The organism is Streptomyces sp. NPDC101160, assembly GCF_044768205.1.
Taxonomy (GTDB): Bacteria; Actinomycetota; Actinomycetes; order Streptomycetales; family Streptomycetaceae; genus Streptomyces.
In genome coordinates, this window is sequence record NZ_JBIWPJ010000004.1 from 411010 (window position 1) to 431864 (window position 20855).

Annotated in this window: 18 protein-coding genes, 1 tRNA gene and 1 pseudogene; 7 read left to right on the forward strand and 13 right to left on the reverse strand. The window is 71.1% G+C overall.

All coding sequences use genetic code 11. The features are described 5' to 3' along the window. Positions 1-21 precede the first annotated feature (21 nt). The 8 genes from ACIRSU_RS14910 to ACIRSU_RS14945 all read right to left on the reverse strand — a co-directional run bounded on the left by ACIRSU_RS14910 (position 22) and on the right by ACIRSU_RS14945 (position 10739). Positions 22-1149 carry an LCP family protein gene (locus tag ACIRSU_RS14910; protein ID WP_403792063.1) on the reverse strand — a complete coding sequence of 376 codons (1128 nt, stop codon included), beginning with the start codon at positions 1147-1149 and terminating at the stop codon, positions 22-24. A gap of 205 nt (positions 1150-1354) precedes the next feature. After that, positions 1355-3388: a transcription termination factor Rho gene (gene rho / locus ACIRSU_RS14915; protein WP_403792065.1), complete on the reverse strand. Its 2034-nt coding sequence runs from the start codon at positions 3386-3388 to the stop codon at positions 1355-1357. Between the two features lie 477 nt (positions 3389-3865). After that, positions 3866-4783, reverse strand: a complete 918-nt coding sequence (thrB, locus tag ACIRSU_RS14920; protein ID WP_403792067.1) for a homoserine kinase — start codon at positions 4781-4783, stop codon at positions 3866-3868. Positions 4784-5065: 282 nt separating this feature from the next. Then, positions 5066-6136, reverse strand: a complete 1071-nt coding sequence (gene thrC, locus ACIRSU_RS14925; RefSeq protein WP_403792069.1) for a threonine synthase — start codon at positions 6134-6136, stop codon at positions 5066-5068. 6 nt (positions 6137-6142) lie between these two features. Beyond that, positions 6143-7435: a homoserine dehydrogenase gene (locus ACIRSU_RS14930; RefSeq protein ID WP_403792071.1), complete on the reverse strand. Its 1293-nt coding sequence runs from the start codon at positions 7433-7435 to the stop codon at positions 6143-6145. A 159-nt stretch (positions 7436-7594) separates the two neighbouring features. Continuing rightward, a complete protein-coding gene (gene lysA / locus ACIRSU_RS14935; RefSeq protein ID WP_403792073.1) occupies positions 7595-8986 on the reverse strand; it encodes a diaminopimelate decarboxylase in 1392 nt (463 codons plus the stop codon). A 14-nt stretch (positions 8987-9000) separates the two neighbouring features. Then, the gene (gene nrtL / locus ACIRSU_RS14940) at positions 9001-9978 is read right to left on the reverse strand and encodes an ArgS-related anticodon-binding protein NrtL (protein ID WP_403792075.1); all 978 of its coding nucleotides are present in this window, start codon (positions 9976-9978) and stop codon (positions 9001-9003) included. A gap of 275 nt (positions 9979-10253) precedes the next feature. Next, entirely contained in the window at positions 10254-10739 is a 486-nt protein-coding gene (locus ACIRSU_RS14945) for a response regulator (protein WP_403792077.1), read from the reverse strand. Positions 10740-10897: 158 nt separating this feature from the next. Here ACIRSU_RS14945 and ACIRSU_RS14950 point away from each other — a divergent pair. After that, a tRNA-Arg gene (locus ACIRSU_RS14950) sits at positions 10898-10969 on the forward strand. Between the two features lie 131 nt (positions 10970-11100). Here the strand turns inward: ACIRSU_RS14950 and ACIRSU_RS14955 are convergent. Next, positions 11101-11445 (reverse strand): hypothetical protein, encoded by a 345-nt coding sequence (locus ACIRSU_RS14955; RefSeq protein WP_403792078.1) that lies wholly within the window; start codon positions 11443-11445, stop codon positions 11101-11103. A 9-nt stretch (positions 11446-11454) separates the two neighbouring features. Here ACIRSU_RS14955 and ACIRSU_RS14960 point away from each other — a divergent pair, with 9 nt between their 5' ends. From ACIRSU_RS14960 to pheA, 6 genes and pseudogenes are all read left to right on the forward strand, one after another. Next, positions 11455-11637 (forward strand): hypothetical protein, encoded by a 183-nt coding sequence (locus ACIRSU_RS14960; RefSeq protein WP_403792080.1) that lies wholly within the window; start codon positions 11455-11457, stop codon positions 11635-11637. Beyond that, entirely contained in the window at positions 11634-12047 is a 414-nt protein-coding gene (locus ACIRSU_RS14965; RefSeq protein ID WP_403792082.1) for a DNA-binding protein, read from the forward strand. The genes ACIRSU_RS14960 and ACIRSU_RS14965 overlap by 4 nt, the downstream gene beginning before the upstream one ends. A gap of 82 nt (positions 12048-12129) precedes the next feature. Further along, positions 12130-13569 (forward strand): hypothetical protein, encoded by a 1440-nt coding sequence (locus tag ACIRSU_RS14970; RefSeq protein ID WP_403792083.1) that lies wholly within the window; start codon positions 12130-12132, stop codon positions 13567-13569. A 65-nt stretch (positions 13570-13634) separates the two neighbouring features. After that, entirely contained in the window at positions 13635-15101 is a 1467-nt protein-coding gene (locus ACIRSU_RS14975) for an FAD-dependent monooxygenase (RefSeq protein WP_403792085.1), read from the forward strand. 174 nt (positions 15102-15275) lie between these two features. Further along, positions 15276-15602: pseudogene (locus ACIRSU_RS14980) on the forward strand (BTAD domain-containing putative transcriptional regulator); the annotation flags it as partial. After that, positions 15592-16557 carry a prephenate dehydratase gene (pheA, locus tag ACIRSU_RS14985; protein ID WP_403792087.1) on the forward strand — a complete coding sequence of 322 codons (966 nt, stop codon included), beginning with the start codon at positions 15592-15594 and terminating at the stop codon, positions 16555-16557. The pseudogene ACIRSU_RS14980 and the gene pheA, both read left to right, overlap by 11 nt. Positions 16558-16662: 105 nt before the next feature. Here pheA and ACIRSU_RS14990 read toward each other — a convergent pair whose 3' ends face one another. The 4 genes from ACIRSU_RS14990 to ACIRSU_RS15005 form a co-directional block, all read right to left on the reverse strand. Next, positions 16663-18294 carry a M4 family metallopeptidase gene (locus ACIRSU_RS14990; RefSeq protein WP_403792089.1) on the reverse strand — a complete coding sequence of 544 codons (1632 nt, stop codon included), beginning with the start codon at positions 18292-18294 and terminating at the stop codon, positions 16663-16665. Between the two features lie 349 nt (positions 18295-18643). Beyond that, a complete protein-coding gene (locus ACIRSU_RS14995) occupies positions 18644-19294 on the reverse strand; it encodes a disulfide bond formation protein DsbA (protein WP_403792091.1) in 651 nt (216 codons plus the stop codon). An 88-nt stretch (positions 19295-19382) separates the two neighbouring features. Continuing rightward, positions 19383-19733, reverse strand: a complete 351-nt coding sequence (locus tag ACIRSU_RS15000) for a DoxX family protein (RefSeq protein ID WP_403792093.1) — start codon at positions 19731-19733, stop codon at positions 19383-19385. Between the two features lie 68 nt (positions 19734-19801). Further along, on the reverse strand, positions 19802-20845 hold the full coding sequence (locus tag ACIRSU_RS15005) for a methyltransferase (protein ID WP_403792094.1): 1044 nt from the start codon (positions 20843-20845) through the stop codon (positions 19802-19804). Positions 20846-20855 lie beyond the last annotated feature (10 nt).

Sequence of the window (20855 nt, forward strand, 5' to 3'; positions counted from 1 at the left end):
AAAACCGGGGTGGGCGCGGAACTATTCCTGGGCTTCCCCGGGCTCCCCCGGGGGCTGCTTCACGAGGCCGTCTGCCTTGCCGGTGGCGGTGTCGCTGGTGGCCGACGCGGGGATCGGCCGGTCGGCCTTGAGGGCCTTCCAGACCTGCTGTGCCTGCGCCTCCAGGGGCACCACGCGGTTGGGGTCCACCGGGTCGTAGCGGACCGGCATCGTCACCATGTGGACGTCCTTGGCGCCGAGCCCGGACAGCCCCTTCGCGAAGCCCATCAGCTCGGCCGCGGAGTCGAGCTCGGAGTCGGGCGTGATGGCCTTGGTGGCGGTGTCGGCGACGTCGAAGAGCTTCTTCGGGTTCGAGAAGACGCCGACGCTCTTCACCTGGTCGATGAACGCCTTCATGAACGCCTGCTGGAGCTGGATGCGGCCGAGGTCGCTGCCGTCGCCGACGCTCTTGCGGGTGCGGACCAGGCCGAGGGACTGCTCGCCGTCCAGGGTGTGCGTGCCCGGGGCGAGGTCGAGGTGGCTCTTGGTGTCCCTGATGGCCTTGGTCGTGGTGATCTCGACGCCGCCGAGCTTGTCGATGAGCTTCTTGAAGCCGGTGAAGTCGACCTCGATGTAGTGGTCCATGCGGATGCCGGACATCGACTCGACGGTCTTCACGGCGCAGGCCGGCCCGCCGACCTCGTACGCGGTGTTGAACATGGCCCGGTGCCGGCCGGCGACCGTGTTGCCCTCGCCGTCGGTGCAGCGCGGGCGGTCGATGAGGGTGTCGCGCGGGATGGAGACCACGGACGCCTTCTTGTGGCCCTCGTAGACGTGCACGACCATCGCGGTGTCGGAGCGGGCGTTGCCCTCGTCCTTCCCGTACTCGCCGTTGGCGCCGGAACGGGAGTCGGAGCCCAGGACCAGGATGTCCATCGAGCCGTTGTCGACGTTCTCGGGCCGGTCCTTGCCGAGCTGCCCGTTGATGTCGACGCCCTTGAGGTTGCCGCTCAGCTTGAAGTACACGTAGCCGAGCCCGGAGCCGCCGACGAGGACGACCCCGGCGGCGCCCCAGGCGGCGACGGTCGCGGCGCGGCGCCCCTTGGCGGGCGGCTTGCGGCGGCGACCGCCGCCGGCCCGTATTCGGCCCTTCGTCTTCTGCTCGCTCATCGCCATCCCTTAGCCCAACGGTTCACCTTGGGTGACGGCGAACCACCCGAAAGGGTTGCATAGGAGGCTGTGAGGTTTCGGTGAGTGATCATCGCAAACACGAGCGCGCCCACCGAGGAAACTCGGTGGGCGCGGTCGTTTGCGCAGGTCACGGCGAGGTTACGGGGGCAGGGCCTCGTGCTCTCGTGTGACGGACCTCTCGGCGTCAGTCGTTGTTGCCGCCGGGCGTCGTCTTCTGGATCTGCAGCAGGAACTCGCCGTTCGACTTCGTCTGCTTGAGCTTGTCGAGCAGCAGCTCGATCGCCTGCTGCTGGTCGAGCGCGTGCAGCACGCGGCGCAGCTTCCAGGTGATGGCGAGCTCGTCGCTGCCGAGCAGGATCTCCTCCTTGCGCGTACCCGAGGCGTCGACGTCGACGGCCGGGAAGATGCGCTTGTCGGCGAGCTTCCGGTCGAGCTTGAGCTCCATGTTGCCGGTGCCCTTGAACTCCTCGAAGATCACCTCGTCCATGCGCGAGCCGGTGTCGACCAGCGCGGTGGCCAGGATGGTCAGCGAGCCGCCGTCCTCGATGTTGCGCGCGGCACCGAAGAAGCGCTTCGGCGGGTAGAGCGCGGTCGAGTCGACACCACCGGACAGGATGCGGCCGGAGGCCGGCGCCGCGAGGTTGTACGCGCGGCCCAGACGGGTGATGGAGTCGAGCAGGACGACCACGTCGTGACCCAGCTCCACGAGGCGCTTGGCGCGCTCGATGGCCAGCTCGGCGACCGTGGTGTGGTCCTCGGCCGGGCGGTCGAAGGTCGAGGAGATGACCTCGCCCTTCACCGACCGCTGCATGTCGGTGACCTCTTCCGGACGCTCGTCGACCAGGACGACCATCAGGTGGCACTCGGGGTTGTTGTGGGTGATCGCGTTGGCGATCGCCTGCATGATCATGGTCTTGCCGGTCTTCGGCGGGGCCACGATCAGACCGCGCTGGCCCTTGCCGATCGGCGACACGAGGTCGATGATCCGCGTGGTCAGCACGCCCGGGTCGGTCTCCAGACGGAGCCGGTCCTGCGGGTAGAGCGGCGTGAGCTTGTTGAACTCGGGGCGGCCGCGGCCGGACTCCGGCGCCATGCCGTTGACCGAGTCGAGGCGCACCAGCGCGTTGAACTTCTCGCGGCGCTCGCCCTCCTTCGGCTGGCGCACGGCACCGGTGACGTGGTCGCCCTTGCGCAGGCCGCTCTTGCGGACCTGGGCGAGGGAGACGTACACGTCGTTCGGGCCGGGCAGGTAGCCGGAGGTCCGGATGAACGCGTAGTTGTCGAGGATGTCGAGGATGCCCGCGACGGGGATCAGCACGTCGTCCTCGGAGACCTGCGGCTCGCCGCCGCCGGCGAACTCGTCACGGCCGCGACGGCCACGGCGGTCGCGGTAGCGCCCGCGCCGGCCGCGCCGGCCGCCCTCGAAGTCGTCCTCGTCCTGCGGGCCCTGCTGGCCGCCCTGCGGACCCTGCTGGCCACCCTGGCGCTGCTGGCGCTGGCCGCCCTGGCCACCGCCCTGCTGCTCGTCGCCCTTGCGGTCGCGCTGACGGTCCTGGCGGTCGCGGCGGTCACGGCGGTCACCGCGCTCGCCACGCTCACCGCGGTCGCGGCGGCCGCGGCCCTCGGCGCCGTCGACGGCGGCCTCGGCCTTGGCGTCGGCCTGCGGCTGCGCCTCGGTCCTGGCCTCGGCCGTACGGGCCTCGGTCTTGACGGTCTGCACGGCCTCGGCGGCCTTGGGCTCGGCGCCCTCCGGCGAACCGGCGGGGGCGGTGGCACGGCGACGGCGGCGCTCGCCCGCGGGGGCGTCGTCGGCGGCCGGCTGGCCCGGGATCTCGATCTGCTGCTGGGCGACCGGCTCGGCCTTGTCGGCCTTCGGTGCGGCCTCGGCGGCGGTCTCGCCCGTACGGGCCTTGGAGGTGGCGCGGCGCTTCGGCTTGGTCTCGGCGGCGTCCGCGGACTTGGCGGACGCGGCGGCACCGGAGCCCCCGGCCTGCGCCTCCTTGATGACCTCGATCAGCTGGCCCTTGCGCATCCGCGCGGTGCCCCTGATGCCGAGGCCGGACGCGACCTGCTGCAGCTCGGCCAGGACCATGCCCTCGAGGCCGGTGCCGGAGCGGCGGCGCCGTGCGGTGGTGCCGGAGGCAGCACCTGCGGCGGGCGCGGCGGCGTCGACACTGTTGTCGGCAGTCACGCCCATCAGATCGGTGGTGTCGCTCACGAAGGGTCCTTCCCTGGAGCGGACGTCGGCCATCTGGCTCGGCGACCGGTTGTGCTGTCCGGCATCGGCCCTGCTTGGTGGGCCGTGTCGGGGCGGTGGTCCCGCCGGGTGCGGCGGAAAGAGAGAAAACGTGCTGGGTCCGGCCCGAGCGCCCCCTGCTCGGCCCTCACCAAGAGAAGAGCGAGGGGTGTCGTGCCGGTTCCGGAGCGTGCTCGAAACTGCTCAGGCAGGCTGCTCAGGCAGTGGAGGAGGCTCCCGGAAGAATTGGTGGTCCCTGATGGGGACACTCAGCACCGCGCCTTGAAGACGTCGGGTGCACAAGCTTGAGGTTAACACTACCGGCTCCAACAAACATTCCCCCTCTCCGTCACCGGCAATCCCGTGTCCGGCTCTCCGGTGATCTCGTGTCCGCGCGGATCCCCGGCTCAGGAACCCGCGCGCACCGTGCTGGCCGCCCGGCGGGACGGCCCCCGTGCGTCAGGGCGCGAGCGGCAGGACGCTCGCCCCGGAGTGGTCGAGGTCGAGCCGGTTGGCGGCCCAGCCCTCGCCCGCGAGCAGGGCGACCTTGTCGGCCGTGCCCGGCTCCGCCAGTGCGAGCACCGTGGGGCCCGCGCCGGAGATGACCGCGGGCACTCCGTCCGCCCGCAGCCGGTTCACAAGGGCGATGCTCTCGGGCATCGCGGGCGCCCGGTACTCCTGGTGCAGCCGGTCCTCGGTGGCCGCGAGCAGCAGCTCGGGGCGGCGGGTCAGGGCCTCGACGAGGAGGGCGGCCCGGCCGGCGTTGGCGGCGGCGTCCACGTGCGGGACGGTGCGCGGGAGCAGGCCACGGGCGGTCTTGGTGAGTACGGGCTTTCCGGGGACGAAAACCACCGGAACGATGGAATCGTGGGGGTCCATCGTGATCGCCCGGGCGGCGCCGACCTCGGTCCAGGCGAGCGTGAAGCCGCCGAGCAGACAGGCGGCGACGTTGTCGGGGTGGCCCTCGATCTCGGTGGCGAGTTCGAGCAGGCCGGCCTCGTCGAGGCGGGCGTCGCCGCCTATGGTCACGGCGCGGGCGGCCATGATGCCGGCGCAGATGGCGGCGGAGGAGGAGCCGAGGCCGCGGCCGTGCGGGATGCGGTTGGCGCAGACGACCTCGAGGCCGCGCGGCTGCCCGCCGAGCAGGTCGAAGGCCGTGCGCATGGAACGTACGAGCAGGTGGCTCTCGTCACGCGGCAGGGTGTCGGCGCCCTCTCCGGCGATGTCGACGTGCAGCCCGGAGTCGGCGACCCGGACGACGACGTCGTCGTAGAGGCCCAGCGCCAGGCCGAAGGCGTCGAAGCCCGGGCCGAGGTTGGCGCTGGTGGCGGGGACGCGCACCCGTACGGCGGCGGCGCGGAACGCTGGACCGGCCATCGCTCGATGATCTCCTTGACGTGCGGGGTGACTCGAAGGAAGTACACGGAACCCGGGGGCCGTTCGCGCCTGAAGGCGACGACGGCGACAACACCGCGCACATGCGGCGGGGCGGGTTCGCTACAGCCTATCGAAGGAAGGTTCTGTGGCGACATAGGGCGCACAGGAGGCGCACGATGCGTGTCGCGGGGCAACCTGTGCATCTGTGTGGGTTCCTGATCGGGTTTTACCCCCGATCAAGAACCCACCCAGCGGTGCTTCGGTGCCGGCTCAGCGCCGGTTTCAGGCCAGGCCGAGGCGCTCGGCGGCGGCCGAGGCGTCGACCGGGACGGTGACCGGCTGCGGCGCGCCGGCGACGGCCCAGTCGGGGTCCTTGAGGCCGTTGCCGGTGACCGTGCAGACGATGGTCTGGCCCGGGTCGACCTTGCCCTGGGCGGCGGCCTTCAGCAGACCGGCGACCGAGGCGGCCGAGGCGGGCTCGACGAAGACGCCCTCCTGCGAGGCCAACAGGCGGTACGCCTGCAGGATCTCACGGTCCGTCACCTCGTCGATGAGGCCGCCCGACTCGTCGCGCGCGGCGATCGCGTAGTCCCAGGAGGCCGGGTTGCCGATGCGGATCGCGGTGGCGATGGTCGCCGGGTCCTTGACGACCTCGCCGCGCACCAGCGGGGCGGAGCCGGAGGCCTGGAAGCCCCACATGCGCGGGGTGCGCGCGGCGAGGCCGTCGGCGGCGTACTCCCGGTACCCCTTCCAGTACGCGGTGATGTTGCCCGCGTTGCCGACCGGGAGGACGTGGATGTCGGGGGCGTTGCCCAGCATGTCCACGATCTCGAAGGCGGCCGTCTTCTGGCCCTCGATACGGACCGGGTTGACGGAATTGACCAGCGCGACGGGGTAGTTGTCGGACAGTGCGCGGGCCAGGTCCAGACAGTCGTCGAAGTTGCCGTCGACCTGGAGGATCTTCGCGCCGTGCACGAGGGCCTGGCCCATCTTGCCGAGCGCGATCTTGCCCTGCGGCACGAGGACCGCGGAGACCATCCCGGCGCGCACCGCGTAGGCGGCGGCGGAGGCCGAGGTGTTGCCGGTGGAGGCGCAGATGACGGCCTTGGCGCCGTCCTCCTTGGCCTTCGAGATGGCCATGGTCATGCCCCGGTCCTTGAAGGATCCGGTGGGGTTGGCGCCCTCGACCTTGAGGTGCACCTCGCAGCCCGTGCGCTCGGAGAGGACCTGAGCGGGGACGAGCGGCGTGCCACCCTCACGGAGCGTGACGACCGGCGTCGTGTCCGTGACCGGAAGGCGGTCCCGGTACTCCTCGATGATGCCGCGCCACTGGTGGGTGCCCTTGCTGGTCATGGGTCCTTACTCCCCTTCAACACGCATGATGCTGGCGACACCGCGCACGGTGTCGAGCTTGCGCAGCGCCTCGACGGTCCCGGAGAGGGCGGCGTCGGGCGCGCGGTGGGTGACGACGACGAGCGATGCCTCGCCGTCCTTGCCCTGCTGGCGCACCGTATCGATGGATACGCCATGCTCGGCGAAGACCGTCGCGACCTGGGCGAGTACGCCCGGCTTGTCGGCCACGTCGAGGCTGATGTGGTACCGCGTCACCACGTCGCCCATGGGGCTCACGGGCAGCTGGGTGTACGCGGACTCGCCGGGGCCCGTCGCCTCGTTGAGACGGTTGCGGCAGACGGCGACGACGTCGCCGAGAACGGCGGAGGCGGTCGGCGAGCCGCCCGCCCCGGGGCCGTAGAACATGAGCTGCCCGGCGGCCTCCGCCTCGACGAAGACCGCGTTGTACGCCTCGCGGACGGAGGCGAGCGGGTGACTGAGCGGGATCATCGCGGGGTGCACGCGCGCGGTGACGGACCCGCCGTCGGCGGCCCGCTCGCAGATCGCGAGCAGCTTGATGGTGCAGCCCATCTCCTTGGCGGAGGCGAAGTCGGCCGCGGTGACCTCGGTCATGCCCTCGCGGTAGACGTCGTCGAGGCGGACCCGGGTGTGGAAGGCGATCCCGGCGAGGATGGCGGCCTTGGCGGCGGCGTCGAAGCCCTCGACGTCGGCGGTCGGGTCGGCCTCGGCGTAACCGAGGGCGGTGGCCTCGTCGAGGGCCTCGGAGTAGCCGGCTCCGGAGGTGTCCATCTTGTCGAGGATGAAGTTGGTCGTGCCGTTGACGATGCCCATCACCCGGTTGATCTTGTCGCCGGCGAGGGACTCGCGCAGCGGCCGGATCAGCGGGATGGCGCCGGCGACGGCGGCCTCGTAGTAGAGGTCCTGCCCGTGCTGCTCGGCGGCGGCGTAGAGGGTCGCGCCGTCCTGGGCGAGCAGCGCCTTGTTGGCGGAGACGACGGAGGCGCCGTGCTCGAAGGCGGTGGTGATGAGGGTGCGGGCCGGCTCGATGCCGCCGATGACCTCGACGACGACGTCGATGTCGCCGCGTTTGACGAGTGCGGTGGCGTCGGTGGTGAGCAGCTCGGCGGGGATGCCGGCGCGGACCTTGTCGGGCCGGCGGACGGCGACGCCGGCGAGCTCGACCGGCGCGCCGATGCGCGCGGCGAGGTCGTCGGCGTGCGTCGTCATGATGCGCGCCACCTCTGAGCCGACCACTCCACAGCCCAGCAGCGCCACCTTCAGCGGACGCGTACGCATCATCCGACCTCGTTTCTCGAACCTACTGATCCGTATCTCTACGGTTCTCTGCGTCGTATCCCTACGGGATCCCTACGGTGGAACCAGTCTCACGCACCGGACGTCCATTTCAGGGCTTTGTCCGGATGGCGAGACATGGATTCCATCACATGACTATTTTCGTCACCCGACGTCGAGACGCAGGAGATCTTCCTCCGTCTCGCGCCGCACGATGACGCGCGCCTCGCCGTCCCGTACCGCCACGACGGGCGGGCGCAGCGCGTGGTTGTAGTTGCTCGCCATGGAGCGGCAGTACGCCCCGGTGGCGGGCACGGCGATCAGGTCGCCGGGGGCCACGTCGGCGGGCAGGAACGCGTCGCGCACGACGATGTCGCCGCTCTCGCAGTGCTTGCCGACGACGCGGGAGAGCATGGGCTCGGCGTCGCTGGTCCGGGAGGCGAGGACGACGCTGTACTCGGCGTCGTACAGCGCGGTGCGGATGTTGTCCGACATGCCGCCGTCGACGGAGACGTACGTGCGCAGCCCCTCCAGCGGCTTGACCGTGCCCACCTCGTAGAGGGTGAAGGCGGTGGGCCCGACGATGGCGCGCCCGGGCTCGACGGAGATCCGGGGCGTGGCGAGCCCGGCGGCCTCGCATTCCCGCGTCACGATCTCGGTGAGCGCCTTGGCGATGTGGTGCGGCTCGCGCGGATCGTCGTCCGACGTGTACGCGATCCCGAGCCCGCCCCCGAGGTCGATCTCGGGCAGCTCGACGCCGTGCTCGTCGCGCACCTCGGCGAGGAGCTGGACGACGCGGCGCGCGGACACCTCGAAGCCGGCCATGTCGAAGATCTGCGAGCCGATGTGCGAGTGGATGCCGATGAGCTCGAGCGAGTCGAGCGCGAGGGCCCGGCGCACCGCCTCGGCGGCCTGGCCGCCGGCGAGCGCGATGCCGAACTTCTGGTCCTCGTGGGCGGTGGCGATGAACTCGTGGGTGTGCGCCTCGACGCCGACGGTCACCCGGATCTGCACGCGCTGCCGCTTGCCGAGGGACTGGGCGACGTGGGCGACGCGGACGATCTCCTGGAAGGAGTCGAGGACGATGCGCCCGACGCCGGCTTCCACCGCGCGGTGGATCTCCTCGGTGCTCTTGTTGTTGCCGTGGAAGGCGATGCGCTCGGCGGGCATGCCGGCGGAGAGGGCGGTGGAGAGCTCGCCGCCGGAGCAGACGTCGAGGTTGAGCCCCTCTTCCTTGAGCCATCGGACGATGGCACGGGAGAGGAACGCCTTCCCCGCGTAGAAGACGTCCGCGTCCTTGCCGAAGGCGTCGGCCCAGGCGCGGCAGCGGGCGCGGAAGTCGGACTCGTCGAGGAAGTAGGCGGGGGTGCCGAACTCCTCACGGAGTTCGGCGACGCTCAGCCCCCCGACCGTCATCTGTCCCCGCTCGTCCCGGGTGACGGTCCGGGCCCAGACCTTGGGGTCGAGGTGGTTGAGGTCGGCGGGCGGCGCGGAGTAGTGCCCCTCGGGAAGGACATCGGCGTGACGGGGCCCGGCGGGGTGGGCGGAACGGCTCATGACGACTGGCTCTTTCAGATCTGGTCGGGTGCGCTGATGCCGAGCAGGGAGAGGCCACCGGCGAGCACCGTCCCGGCGGCTTCGGCGAGCGCGAGCCGGGAACGGTGGGCGGCCGAGGGTTTCTCGTCACCGAGGGGGAGGACGGTGTGCTGGAACGCGAGCAGCGCGTCGGCGACGCTCTCCAGATGCCGGGCGACCCGGTCGGGGGCGCGGAGGCGGGCGGCGGAGAGAAGGACGTCGGGGTGGTCGCCGAGGAGGGTGAGGAGGCGGGGGGCGTCGACGGGCTGCTCGTAGCGGGGGGTGACCCCGAGCTGTGCGCCGTTGGCTACGAGTCTGTGCGCCCGTGCGTGGGCGTACCGCACCCGGAAGAGCGGATTGCGCTCGTGCTGTACGAGGAGGGGCGCGGGGGCGAGGGCGAGATGGTGCGCGGCGGGCCGGAGCAGCGCCCAGCGCGCGGCGTCGTCTCCGATGGCCTCGTAGGTCTCGTACGTCTCGCACGGCACCGGGAGTACGGGAATCAGCTCACCGTCAGGGTCGAGACGGGCGTCGGCACCCTGGGCGCGGAGCAGCCTCAGCACGGTGTCGGTGACCAGCCCGGCGCGGGGCTCGGCGGCGGGGCGGAGCCGTGGGCGGGTGCCGGAGAGCGCGGTGGAGTACCCGTACCGGAGGCCTTCGGCGAGTACGCGCCGGACGACGCGCGTGTCGTCCTGCTCGTCCAGGGTGAAGTTGAGGAAGCCGGGCCCGGTGATCTCGACGGCACGGATGCCGGGATGGGGGTCGAGCCGTTCCCTGAGGATCGCGGCCACGGCGCGGGCGTCGAGCCCGGCGGGCCGGGCGAGCCCGAGGGCCACACTGCTGGCGTAGTCGCCGACTCCCCCGGCCCGCGGCCGCTCGACCTTGACGCGCGGGGGCACCTCGACCCGGAGCGCACCCTCGTCGACCGCACGGCGCACGGCGTGCAGCACGGTGAGAGAGAGGTCCGCGGGGGTCACGGGACCAGCCTAGGGGAGGAGGGGGGAGGGAACGCGAACGGGTTTCGGCATGTGGGCGGTGCGGGTCGGAATGGCGGGGGCGGCGCGGCCCGAAGCCACGGCTCGAACACGACGAGGCGCGGCGCGGCACCGCCGGTTCGATACGACGGGGCGCGGAGCGGCGCCGTCGGTTCGACACGACGGGGCGCGGAGCGGCGCCGTCGGTTCGACACGACGGGGCGCGGAGCGGCGCCGTCGGTTCGACGGCGGAACCATCCCTTCCGTACCGCCCTGGGCTAGCCGTTCGGCCTCAAACTCCAGGCGCCCTGCCGTCCCTCCCCTGCGGCCGGCTCCTCACCGGCGTCCTGCCCACCCGCCTCGTCCCGCGGCCCGCGCCGCTCCCGCGGCTCCCGGTGCATGAGCTGCCGTACGACCCGGACGAGCTCGGCCGGCTCGAAGGGCTTCGCGAGGAACGCGTCGACTGCGGAGACACCGGCGCCGTCCGTCTCGTACTCGGTGCAGGCGCTGATGATCGCCACCGGCAGATGACTCGTCCGCGGATCCTCCCGCAGCCGCGCGGCGGTCTTCAGTCCGTCCAGCCGGGGCATGACGACGTCCAGGGTGACCACATCAGGACAGACCTGATGCACCACATCGAGACACTCGGCACCATCGGCCGCGGTCACCACCTCGAACCCCTCGAGTTCGAGATTGACCCTGATCAGCTGACGGATCACGCGGTTGTCGTCCACAACCAGCACCCGCCCGGACACCCCTGACACACGTCGAGAGTAGGTCGCGGGGAGCGGCCGCGTCCGGCTTTTGCCCACTTCTGACCCGTGCGAGCGAACGCCGCCTCGGTGACGCCCCGGAAATACCTGTTCACAGGCACCCTCCGGGAGCTGGTAGTGTTCTTCCCGTCGCCGCGAGAAGCGGCGGAGCCCCCGTAGCTCAGGGGATAGAGCAACGGCCTCCGGAGCCGTGTGCGCAGGTTCGAATCCTGCCGGGGGCACTTCGCAGGAAGTGCCAAAAGACCCCGTGATCAGCAAAACGCTGAACACGGGGTCTTGTTGTATGTGCAGCCGTGGGGCAGCGGCCCGGGCCGTGGGGCGAAAGGAGAAAGGCCCCCGCGGACAGGGTGGATCACCCTCGGATCTCCCGTACCGGCACGTCGTTCTCGTCGCTCAACTCCAGCGCGTACGCGAGCCCGAAGGCAGCGAGGAGCTTGCCCAACTCGTCGAAGCGCGCCGGGTCCACAACTCCGCTCAGCAGGACGTCCGGGCCGTCGACCGGATCGAGCTCCACCTGACACCAGCTGGTTTCCACCTCGTAGCCGTCCCAGGATGACGATCGCGAGCACCAGCCGGCCCGGACGAAGCACGCGGCCGCGGCAGAGGCGTCACGACAACCGTGCAGCACACCGCACACGTTGTTGTCCGCGTCCGTCCACGAGGCATCGAGCCTTTGGCCTTCATCGGATATGTCCACGCGCGGAGTATGCGGCAGCTGACCGGCCAAGATCACTCCGGGGGTGCGGGCGAGCGGGACAACCTCAACGAGCTCATCGCCGTGGCCGAGGCCGAGCACGGACCCGTCACCGACGAGGAGATCCAGTCTCTGCGTGATCAGCTCACGCAGACACGCCGCGAGCAGGCTCGGCGCGGAGCGAGCGCGGCGTGAGCCGCTCGCCCGCTGTCCCCGGCGGGACCCTCGTCCTGGACAGGGAAGGACTGGCCAAGGCCGTTCTACGCGACCGTACGGTCACCACCTGGCTCGCCCTGGCGCGCGCGGACGACCTGCGCGTGATCACCTCGGCGGCCACACTCGTCGAAGTGGTCCACCCTCGCGTCAACCGTCCCGCCCTGGAATGGACGCTCTCCCGCCTGGTCATCGAACCGATCACCGAGGTGCTCGCCCGCCACGCCGCCACACTCCTCTCCGATGCCGGCCTGCACGGCCACAAGCACGCCATCGACGCGATGCTCGCCGCCACCGCACTGGCCGCCCCGGGTCCCGTCACGATCCTCACTTCCGATCCCGAGGACCTCGCCACGCTGTGCGGCGGACGCGCCACTGTCATCAAGGTCTGACCTCGGCCACAGGAGAGCGGCTCGGCACTCCAACGGGGCAGCTCTGGCTGCGGGGCGGTGGGCCGGCGGGGAGTCTGGGGGCATGGAACGCCGGGCCAGGGTCACAGTGCTTCCGCCGGACAGCCGAGGGCTGCGCGAGGTGCGCGTCGGCGCCGAGACGGTGGGCCGCGCATGGTCGCTGCGGGACCTGCGGGGCATTCTCCGCAACCACGGCTACCCGCGGGACATGGACCTGGAGGACAGGTCCCAGGTGAGCTGGTCGGGTGGCGGCAGCGACGTGTGGCCGGATCACCCGCGGCGGCGGCGCGCGACCATCGGGTTGATGGCGTTCGGGCTGGTGGCGTGCATGGCCCTGCTGATCGTCATCGGCGTTCCGGACGCCTTCGACGCGATGACGTTCGCCGGGCGGATGACCGGCTTCCTGTTCATCCTCGGAGGGGTGACCGAAGCCGCCGCGGCCATCGCGACCTTCGACTACTGGGGCAAACGGAGTCTGAACATCTCGGGGGCCGTCGTCCTCGTCGGCGTGCTCATCGCGGTGACCGTCACGACCCTGCTGGTCATCCTGTGGTTCCAGGAAACCGAGGCCACGATTTACACGCTGGCCTTCTTCCCGCATTTCTTCTGGTCTCTGTGGGCGCTGTGGGTGGTCGTCCGGGAGAAGATCTGGCGCGGCACTCCGCACCCCACGAAAATCGCGACGGGGGTCGTCGTCACGGCGGTCCTGGCCGGGGGCAACTTCGCCTATTCCGCGCTGTACCAGCCGACGGCCGTTCCGGCCAACCTGGTGTTGCAGGTTCGGTACGGAACTCCGCGGGCGGACCTCGAACGACCCGTCATCCATATCCCCGTGACGCTTTACCTCAAGAACACCGGGGCCGTCGGGCTGTACGTCCTCGCGGACGGCTGGACGGTGTACGGGCGCACGGAAAAGTACGTCGAGAAGAGCACGGGGTTGCGGGATCGCCAACCGGCGCTGGAGGCGGGAGAGGACATCGCCCGCCACATCGAGTCCTTGGGCTGGACGACCCTCGGCACCGGCCCTTTCTCCGGCCCCGGGACATGGTTCGAACCGGGCGAGGAATACAGCGAGCAGAAGATGGTCGAGGTGCCCAAGAACGCGAAGTACGACGTGCTCGAAGCCGAACTCGAGGCCATGGTCATGCGGAAGGACCACGGAATGATCGACATGGACGCCTTCGGAACCGCACAGGAGTCGTGGGACAAAAAGTCGACGTTCTACTGCCCACCTAAGGATTGCGGCGAGTGGCTCGTGTACCACGCTGAAGTGAGGTTCAACTCCAACGTGATCACCGTGACGCGAAAGCCCCGCTACGTGACGTCGTGGTGGCACGTCAATGCGGAGGACTCCGACTGGGATGCTTCCATCTCGACGTTCAGCGGGAAGGGGGAGGTCACGGACGGCGAAACCAAGCAGGAGTACCGCCGCTTCGACCTCTTCACCGTGGACGCCCAGGCCTCCATCCCCTTCGCCGACGTCGTCCACCCGCGCGCCCCCTGAGCGACCCACCGCACCCGTCGAGCCCGCTCAACATCCGCTCAACGGAGGCTCGACACGCGGCGTGCATGATCGGCTGGAACTTGATCGTGCAAAGGAACGAGGGGGCCGCGTTGACCGGGGGTTGGAGAAAGGTCGCCGTCGTCGGGGGCGGGCCCGCAGGGCTGTTCCTGGCGCGATTGATCCGTATGGCGAGGCCTGCCGTATCGGTCGACGTGTACGAGCGGAACGCTCCCGACGAGGCGTCCGGCTTCGGTGTGGTCTTCTCGGCCCGCACGATGTCCGAGCTGCGGAGGAACGACCCGGAGACCCACGCCCGCATCGTCGCCGCGAGCGTGGCCGTGTCGGACATGGAGCTGCGGCATCCGCGGGCCACGCTGCGGTACGGCGGGTTCGACTTCTCCAGCATCTCGCGCCGGGCCCTGCTGCTGATCCTGCGGGAGCAGGCCGCGAAGGCCGGTGCCACGCTCCACTTCGGGAAGCTCGTGGCGCCCGGCAGCCTCGACGATGCCGATGTCGTGGTCTACGCCGACGGGGCGAACTCCTCGCACCGGGACGTGGATCCGGAGCGCTTCGGCACCTCCGTACGGCACGGCTCGTCCCCGTACATGTGGCTGGGCACCCACGCCCCGTTCGACGCGGCGACGTTCGCGTTCGTCGAGACGGAGCACGGGCACTTCGCCGGCCACGCCTATCCGTACGCGGACGGCATGACGACCGTTGTCGTCGAGACCGATCCGGGCACCTGGAAGGCGTCCGGGATGGACCGCGCCGGGGACTTCTCGCGGAATCCGGGCGGCAGCGACGAGGAGGCCCTGGCCCAGCTCGGTGAGATCTTCGCTGAGCATCTCGGCGGGCATCCGCTGATCGGCAACCGGAGCCGTTGGTCCACCTTCCGGACCGTGCACAACGAGCGGTGGTCCGAGGGCAACGCGGTCCTGCTCGGCGACGCCGCCCACACCGCGCACTTCACGGTCGGCTCCGGGACCAAGATGGCGATGGAGGACGCGATCTCCCTCGCGGCGGCGCTCCAGCGCAACACCGATCCGGGACCGGCGTTCGCCGAGTACGAGCGCGAACGCCGCGGCCCGGTGGCCCGCACCCAGGAGTGGGCGGAGCCGAGCATGCGCTGGTGGGAGACGTTCGGGCGGCGTCTGCACATGGCGCCGGCCCAGTTCGGTCTGCACTTCATGACCCGGACCTCCGCGCTGTCCTACGAGGGGCTGCGCCGCCGCTTCCCCGACCGGGTCGACGAGGCCGAGGCCGCCTACCGGACGTCGGGAGGCGCCGCCGGAGCCGCGCCGGCAGCGGCTGCCGTGGACCTGCGGCCGAACGCGGTCACGGAACCCCTGCTCCTCGGTTCCGTCCGGCTCCGCAACCGCCTCGTCGAGGTGTTGCCGGAGGACTGCGGCGACCGGGAGGCCGCCGTTCGCGCCGCCGAGGCGCGCGGAGCCGCCCTGGTCCTCGCCAGGCAGCGGCCCGGGCTCTCCCTCGGCCTGCCCGTACCGCCGCACCCGGAGCCTGCTGCTCGGTGATGACGGTGGCCGTGCGCCGCCGTCTGGAGCGCCTGTTCCGGCTGAGCCTGCCCGCGACCCTGCTGTGGAACCGGCCCACGGTCCTCGCGATCGCCGAGTACCTGGTCGAGTGCCTCGCCCCGGCCGACTCCGCCGCCGAGGGCGACGAGGCCGCCGCGGCCGGCCGAGCATCCGGTCCACGAGGGGCTGCACGCCACGTACATGCTGGCCCTGTACCGCTCCGACCGGCGGTGCGAGGCGCTCGCGGTGTACCAGCGGCTGCGTACGGCGATGATCGAGAACCTCGGCCTCGAACCGTCGGCCCGGATCCGGAACCTGCAGCAGGACATCCTCCGCTCCGGCGACAGGAACGAGCCGGCGCCCGAACTGACCGCCCTGCTGCGGTCGCAGTCCAAGACGATCGACGAACTGACCCTGCGCATCGCGGAGATAGAGAGCCGACTGGGCCTGCGCGGCGCCGGGAACGCGTCGCGGGAGAGCGGGCACAGCCATGCGCGGTGAACCGAGGTACGCCTATCTGGGACCGGAGGGAACGTTCACCGAGGCGGCCCTTCGGCTGCTGCCCGAGACGTCCGGAGCGGTGTGCGAGCCCCTTCCTACCGTGCGGTCGGCCCTGGACGCGGTGCGGTCGGGTGACTGCTTCGCGGCCGTGGTGCCGCTGGAGAACTCGGTACGCGGTGTGGTGCCGGCGACGCTGGAGGAGCTGATCTCCGACGGCGCCCGGCTCCAGTTCGACGCGGAGATCGAACTGCCGGTGACCTTCGCGCTGATGGCGCGGCCGGGCACGGAGATCCAGGACGTCCGGCGGGTGCTCAGCCACCCGCACGCCCACGGCCAGTGCCACCGCTGGCTCGCCGAGCGGATGCCCGGGGCGGAGGTCTGCCTCTCGACGTCCACCGCCGCGGCGGCCCGCGAGATCGCGGAGTCCCCGCTGCCGCACACCCGTTACGACGCGGCGATCGCGGCGCCCATCGCCGCCGCCCGCTACGGCCTGTCCGTCCTCGCCTCCCGCATCGGCGAACGCCGGGACGCCGTCACCCGCTTCGTCTCCGTACGCGCCACCGGCCCGTCCCCGGCCCGCACCGGCCGCGACCGCACGTCCCTCGTGGTGACCGCCGACGGCGCCCGCGCGGGAGCCCTGGTGGACATCCTGGCCGAGTTCTCCACCCGCGGCGTGGGCCTCACCTGGATCCAGTCCTGGCCGACCGGTACGGCCCTCGGCAACTACCACTTCTTCCTGGACGTCGACGGCCACATCGAGGACGCCGCCGTGGGCGACGCGATGATCGCCCTGCGACGCCGGGCCGTGGACATCTGCTTCCTGGGCAGCTACCCCCACGTGGGCGGGGAGAGGGGGCGGCTGCACGACAGCGCCGCGCCCGCGGGCGAGGCGAGCCCGGAGGCCTGGCTGAGCGCGTTGCGGACGGGAGAGGTGCTCACTGCCGGAGTGAGGTGACGCTCAGGCGACACCGAGGGACCGGTAAGGGCCAAGGGAACGGCAAGGGCCGCGCGGCGTGATCGCCGCGCGGCCCTCGGGCTTCACAGGTGCAGGTGGGACTGCTTAGTTGACGTTGATCGCCGACCAGGCGGCGGCCACCGCGTTGTACTGGGTGCTGCCCGCGCCGTACAGGTCCTTCGCCGCCGAGAGGGTGGCGGTGCGGGCGCCGGAGTAGCCCGTGGTGGAGGTCATGTAGGTGGTGAGGGCCTTGTACCAGATCTTGTACGCGGCCTGGCGGCCGATGCCGGTGATCGTGGCGCCGTTGTAGGTGGGCGAGTTGTAGGAGACACCGTTGATGGTCTTGGCGCCGCTGCCCTCCGAGAGGAGGTAGAAGAAGTGGTTGGCCGGGCCCGAGGAGTAGTGCACGTTCAGGCGGCCGACGGTCTTCGACCAGTAGTCGGCGGAGCTGCCGTCCTTGCTGGGCTTGTCCATGTAGCGCAGCGGGGTGCCGTTGCCGTTGATGTCGATCTTCTCACCGATGAGGTAGTCACCCTGGTCGGTGGAGTTGTTGGCGTACCACTCGACCGACGTGCCGAGGATGTCGGAGGTGGCCTCGTTCAGGCCGCCGGACTCGCCGCTGTAGCGGAGGTTGGCGGTGGACGCGGTCAGACCGTGGGACATCTCGTGGCCGGCCACGTCGAGCGACGTGAGCGGGTGGGTGTTGTTGATGCCGTCGCCGTAGGTCATGCAGAAGCAGGAGTCGTCCCAGAACGCGTTGACGTACGCGCTGCCGTAGTGGACGCGGGAGTAGGCGGCGACGCCGTCACCGCGGATGCCCGAGCGGCCGAGCTCGTTCTTGTAGAAGTCCCAGGTGACGGCCGCACCGTAGTGGGCGTCGGCGGCCGCGGTCTCGCGGTTGGAGGAGAGGCCGTTGCCCCACGTGTCGGTGGAGTTGGTGAAAAGCGTGCCCTGGCCGGTGGTGCCGCCGTTCAGGTCGTACGTCTTGTGGCCGCCGCGGCCGGCGTCGGTCAGGGTGAAGCCCGAGCCGCCGGTGGAGGTGCCGAGGGTGACCTGGCCGCTGTACTCGGTGTTGCCGATGCCCGTCTCGATGGCCTCGTAGGACTCGAGCTCCTTGCCCGTGTTGGCGTCGGTGATGACGTGACGCTTGCTCGGGGTGCCGTCGGCCTGCGTGCCGGTGACGATGGTCTCCCAGGCGAGGACGGGCTTGCCCGTGACGGCCCAGATGACCTTGCGGGCGGAGGACGCGGTGGCGGCCTTGTTGCCCGCGGCGCCGGACTCGGCGACGGCGTGCTTGCCGACGGTGGCGGCGGCGAGGGCCGGGGTGGTCGAGGCCACGGCTATCTTCGCGCTGGTCGCCTTGGTGGTGGAGCGGGCGCCGTCCTTCTTCTGGTGCACGACGAGGTCGCCGCCGAGGACCGGCAGGCCCTGGTAGGTGCGCTCGTAGCGGGTGTGGACGGTGCCGTCGGCGTCCTTGACGACGTCGCGGACGACCAGCTTCTCCTGGCCGGACAGGCCGAGGGCCTTGGCGGTGTCGGCCGCCACGGCCTGGGCGTCGTGGATGGCGGCGGCGCGCTGGCTGCCGGAGAGGCTCAGCGCGGTCGCGCCGGCCTCACGCTGGGCGGCGGTGTCGGCGGCGGTGGCCGATCCGGCCTGGATACCGACGACGACCATGGCGGCGGAAGCGATCAGGGCGGCGGCGGTGGTACGACGGTGCGAGGACTGCAGGCGGGTCACGCGGGCTCCTTCGCTGTGAAGCGTGGGGGTTGCTGTGGGGGGTGGTGCGGAGGTGAGCGTGCCACCAACCAGCCTTGATTGACAGGTATGCAACAAGGATTTGACCTGCAGTTGTCCGAAGGGCGGCCAACTCCGTCCGCTATACGGGGAGGTGACCGCCTCAAGGGTCGTGCGGGGGTGCAATAGGGGTCGTGCAGGGTCGCGGAGAGGGTTTGTGAAAGGTGGTTTCGGAACTCCGGCCGCCTCCTCCGAGCCCCCTTCACGACCCCCTCACGACCCCCTCGCGACCCCCACCCGGCCTCTCCCGACCACCCGCGGGCGACCCTTCGACCGCCTCGCGGCCCCGGCGTCAGTCGAAGACCGGGCCCGAGATCCGCGCCCGCTTCAGCTCCGCGAAGCCCGCCACCGACGCCGCGAGCAGCGTCGCCCGCCACAGCCGCGCCGCCTCCTCGCCCCGCGGCACCCGGGTGAGGACCGGGCCGTTGAAGCCCAGCGGCTGCCCGTCCGGGCCCGGCACCGCGAGGACCGGGCTGCCGGCCTCCTCGCCGACGGCCGTCTGGCTCGCCTCGTGCGAGGCGCGCACCTCGCCGTCGTACGTGTCGTTCCTCGCGTACGGCATGAGCTCGCCGGCCGGCAGGCCCGCCGCCGTCAGCGCCTCCTCGATCACGTCGAGCTCGGGCGCCCGGCCGCCCGGGTGGTAGCGGGTGCCGAGCTCGGTGTAGAGCCGGCCGGCCGCCTCGTTGCCGTACTTGTCCTTGACCGCGGCCAGGGCCCGCACCGGGTACCAGCCCTTGGGGCCGAGCAGCTCCCGGTACTGCTCCGGGATCTGGTCCAGCCGGTCCTCGTTGAGGACGGCCAGGCTCATCACGTTCCAGCGGATCTCGGCGAGACCCTGGCGCTCGGCCTCCACCAGCCAGCGGGAGGTCACCCAGGTCCACGGGCACAGCGGGTCGAACCAGAAGTCGACAGCGACGCGCGTCTGCTCTTCGGTGGTGCTCATTTCCGTTCCTCTCCTCCGTACGTACGACGACGGGGTCCACGTCCGCCGCGTGCCGCCGCGACCGACGTGAACCCCTCACGAATCTGCGTCAGTTGGTCGCCAGGCCCAGGACCACCGGCGCGGCGGCGAGCAGCGCCAGGACCACCGGGACCGGGGCGCCCTTGCCGTCCTTGGCGCGGATGTGCGTGACGAACGCGCCGAGGAAGTACAGGACCACGCCGACACCGGCGGCGATGCCCAGCGGGCGGAACCAGATGCCGGCGATCAGGCCGATCGCGCCCAGGATCTCCAGGATCGCGAGGCGGGGCAGCCAGGAGTCCGGGACGTTGACCTTCTGCATGCCGGCCACGATCTTCTCGTCGCGGACCAGCTTGCCGCGCGCCGAACCGACGAGGACCAGCGAGACCAGGATCGCCAGGACGACATAAGCGATGAACACGGTTGCTCCTTGAGCGGGTGAGGGGGAAAGGGGACGGGGACGGGGACTGTCCAGGAGAGAGAAGGAGGTCAGGGGCGCGGGATCGCCTCGACCACGCTGCTCGGCGAGCGCGTCGGCAGGATCCGCGTGAGGGTGAAGCCGGCGGCGTCGAGCAGGGCGCGGAACTCCTCTGCGGTGCGCTCCTGTCCGCCGCTCAGCACCATCATGTTGAGGTCGATGATCTTGCTCGGCGAGAAGCCGCCGCCCTCCGGCACGACCGTGTCGACGACGAGCAGCCGCCCGTCGGCGGGCATCGCGCGCCGCACGGACTTGAGGATCTCGATGCTCGACTCGTCGTTCCAGTCGTGCAGGACCCACTTCATCGTGTAGAGGTCGGCGCCCTCCGGCACCTTCTCGAAGAAGCTGCCGCCGATCAGCTCGCAGCGGTCCGCGAGGCCCGCCTCGGCCACCCGGGCGCGGCCGTTGGCGACCACGTGCGGCAGGTCGAGGACGATGCCGTGGGCCTTCGGCTGGGCGCGGAGGATGGCGGACAGGAAGCCGCCCTCGCCGCCGCCGACGTCGACGATCGTGCCGTACGGGGTGAAGTCGAAGGCCTCCACGACGGCGTCGGCGACCATCGCGGTGAGGCCGGTCATAGCCTTGCCCAGGTGGTCGGCCAGCTCCGGCGTGCGCTCGAAGTACTCCCAGATCGGGTGGCCGTTCGCGGCCTCGAAGACCGGGGCGCCGGTACGGACGGACTCCGCGAGCAGGCCCCAGGTGCCGTGGTGGGCGGCGCCGAGCTCCAGCTGGACCAGGGAGGCGAGCGAGCCGGGGACGTCGGTGCGCAGCGTGTCGCCGAGCGCGGTGGTGGCGTAGCGGCCCTCGTCGTCGACGCTCAGGACGTCGACGCCTTCGAGGGCGCGCAGCAGGCGGTGCAGGGAGCGCGGGTCGGTGCCGGTCGCCGCCGCGAGTTCGGCGGCGGTCCGGGGGGCCTCGGCCACGAGGTCGGGCAGGCCGAGCGCGGTTCCGGCGTGGACGGCCCGGGACACCCAGTAGCTGGTGACGATCTCGAACATCCGCTGGAAGTCGGGCTGCCGGTCCTGCTGCTCAGGTCCGCTGGTGCGTGCGTCCATGGGGAGGTCT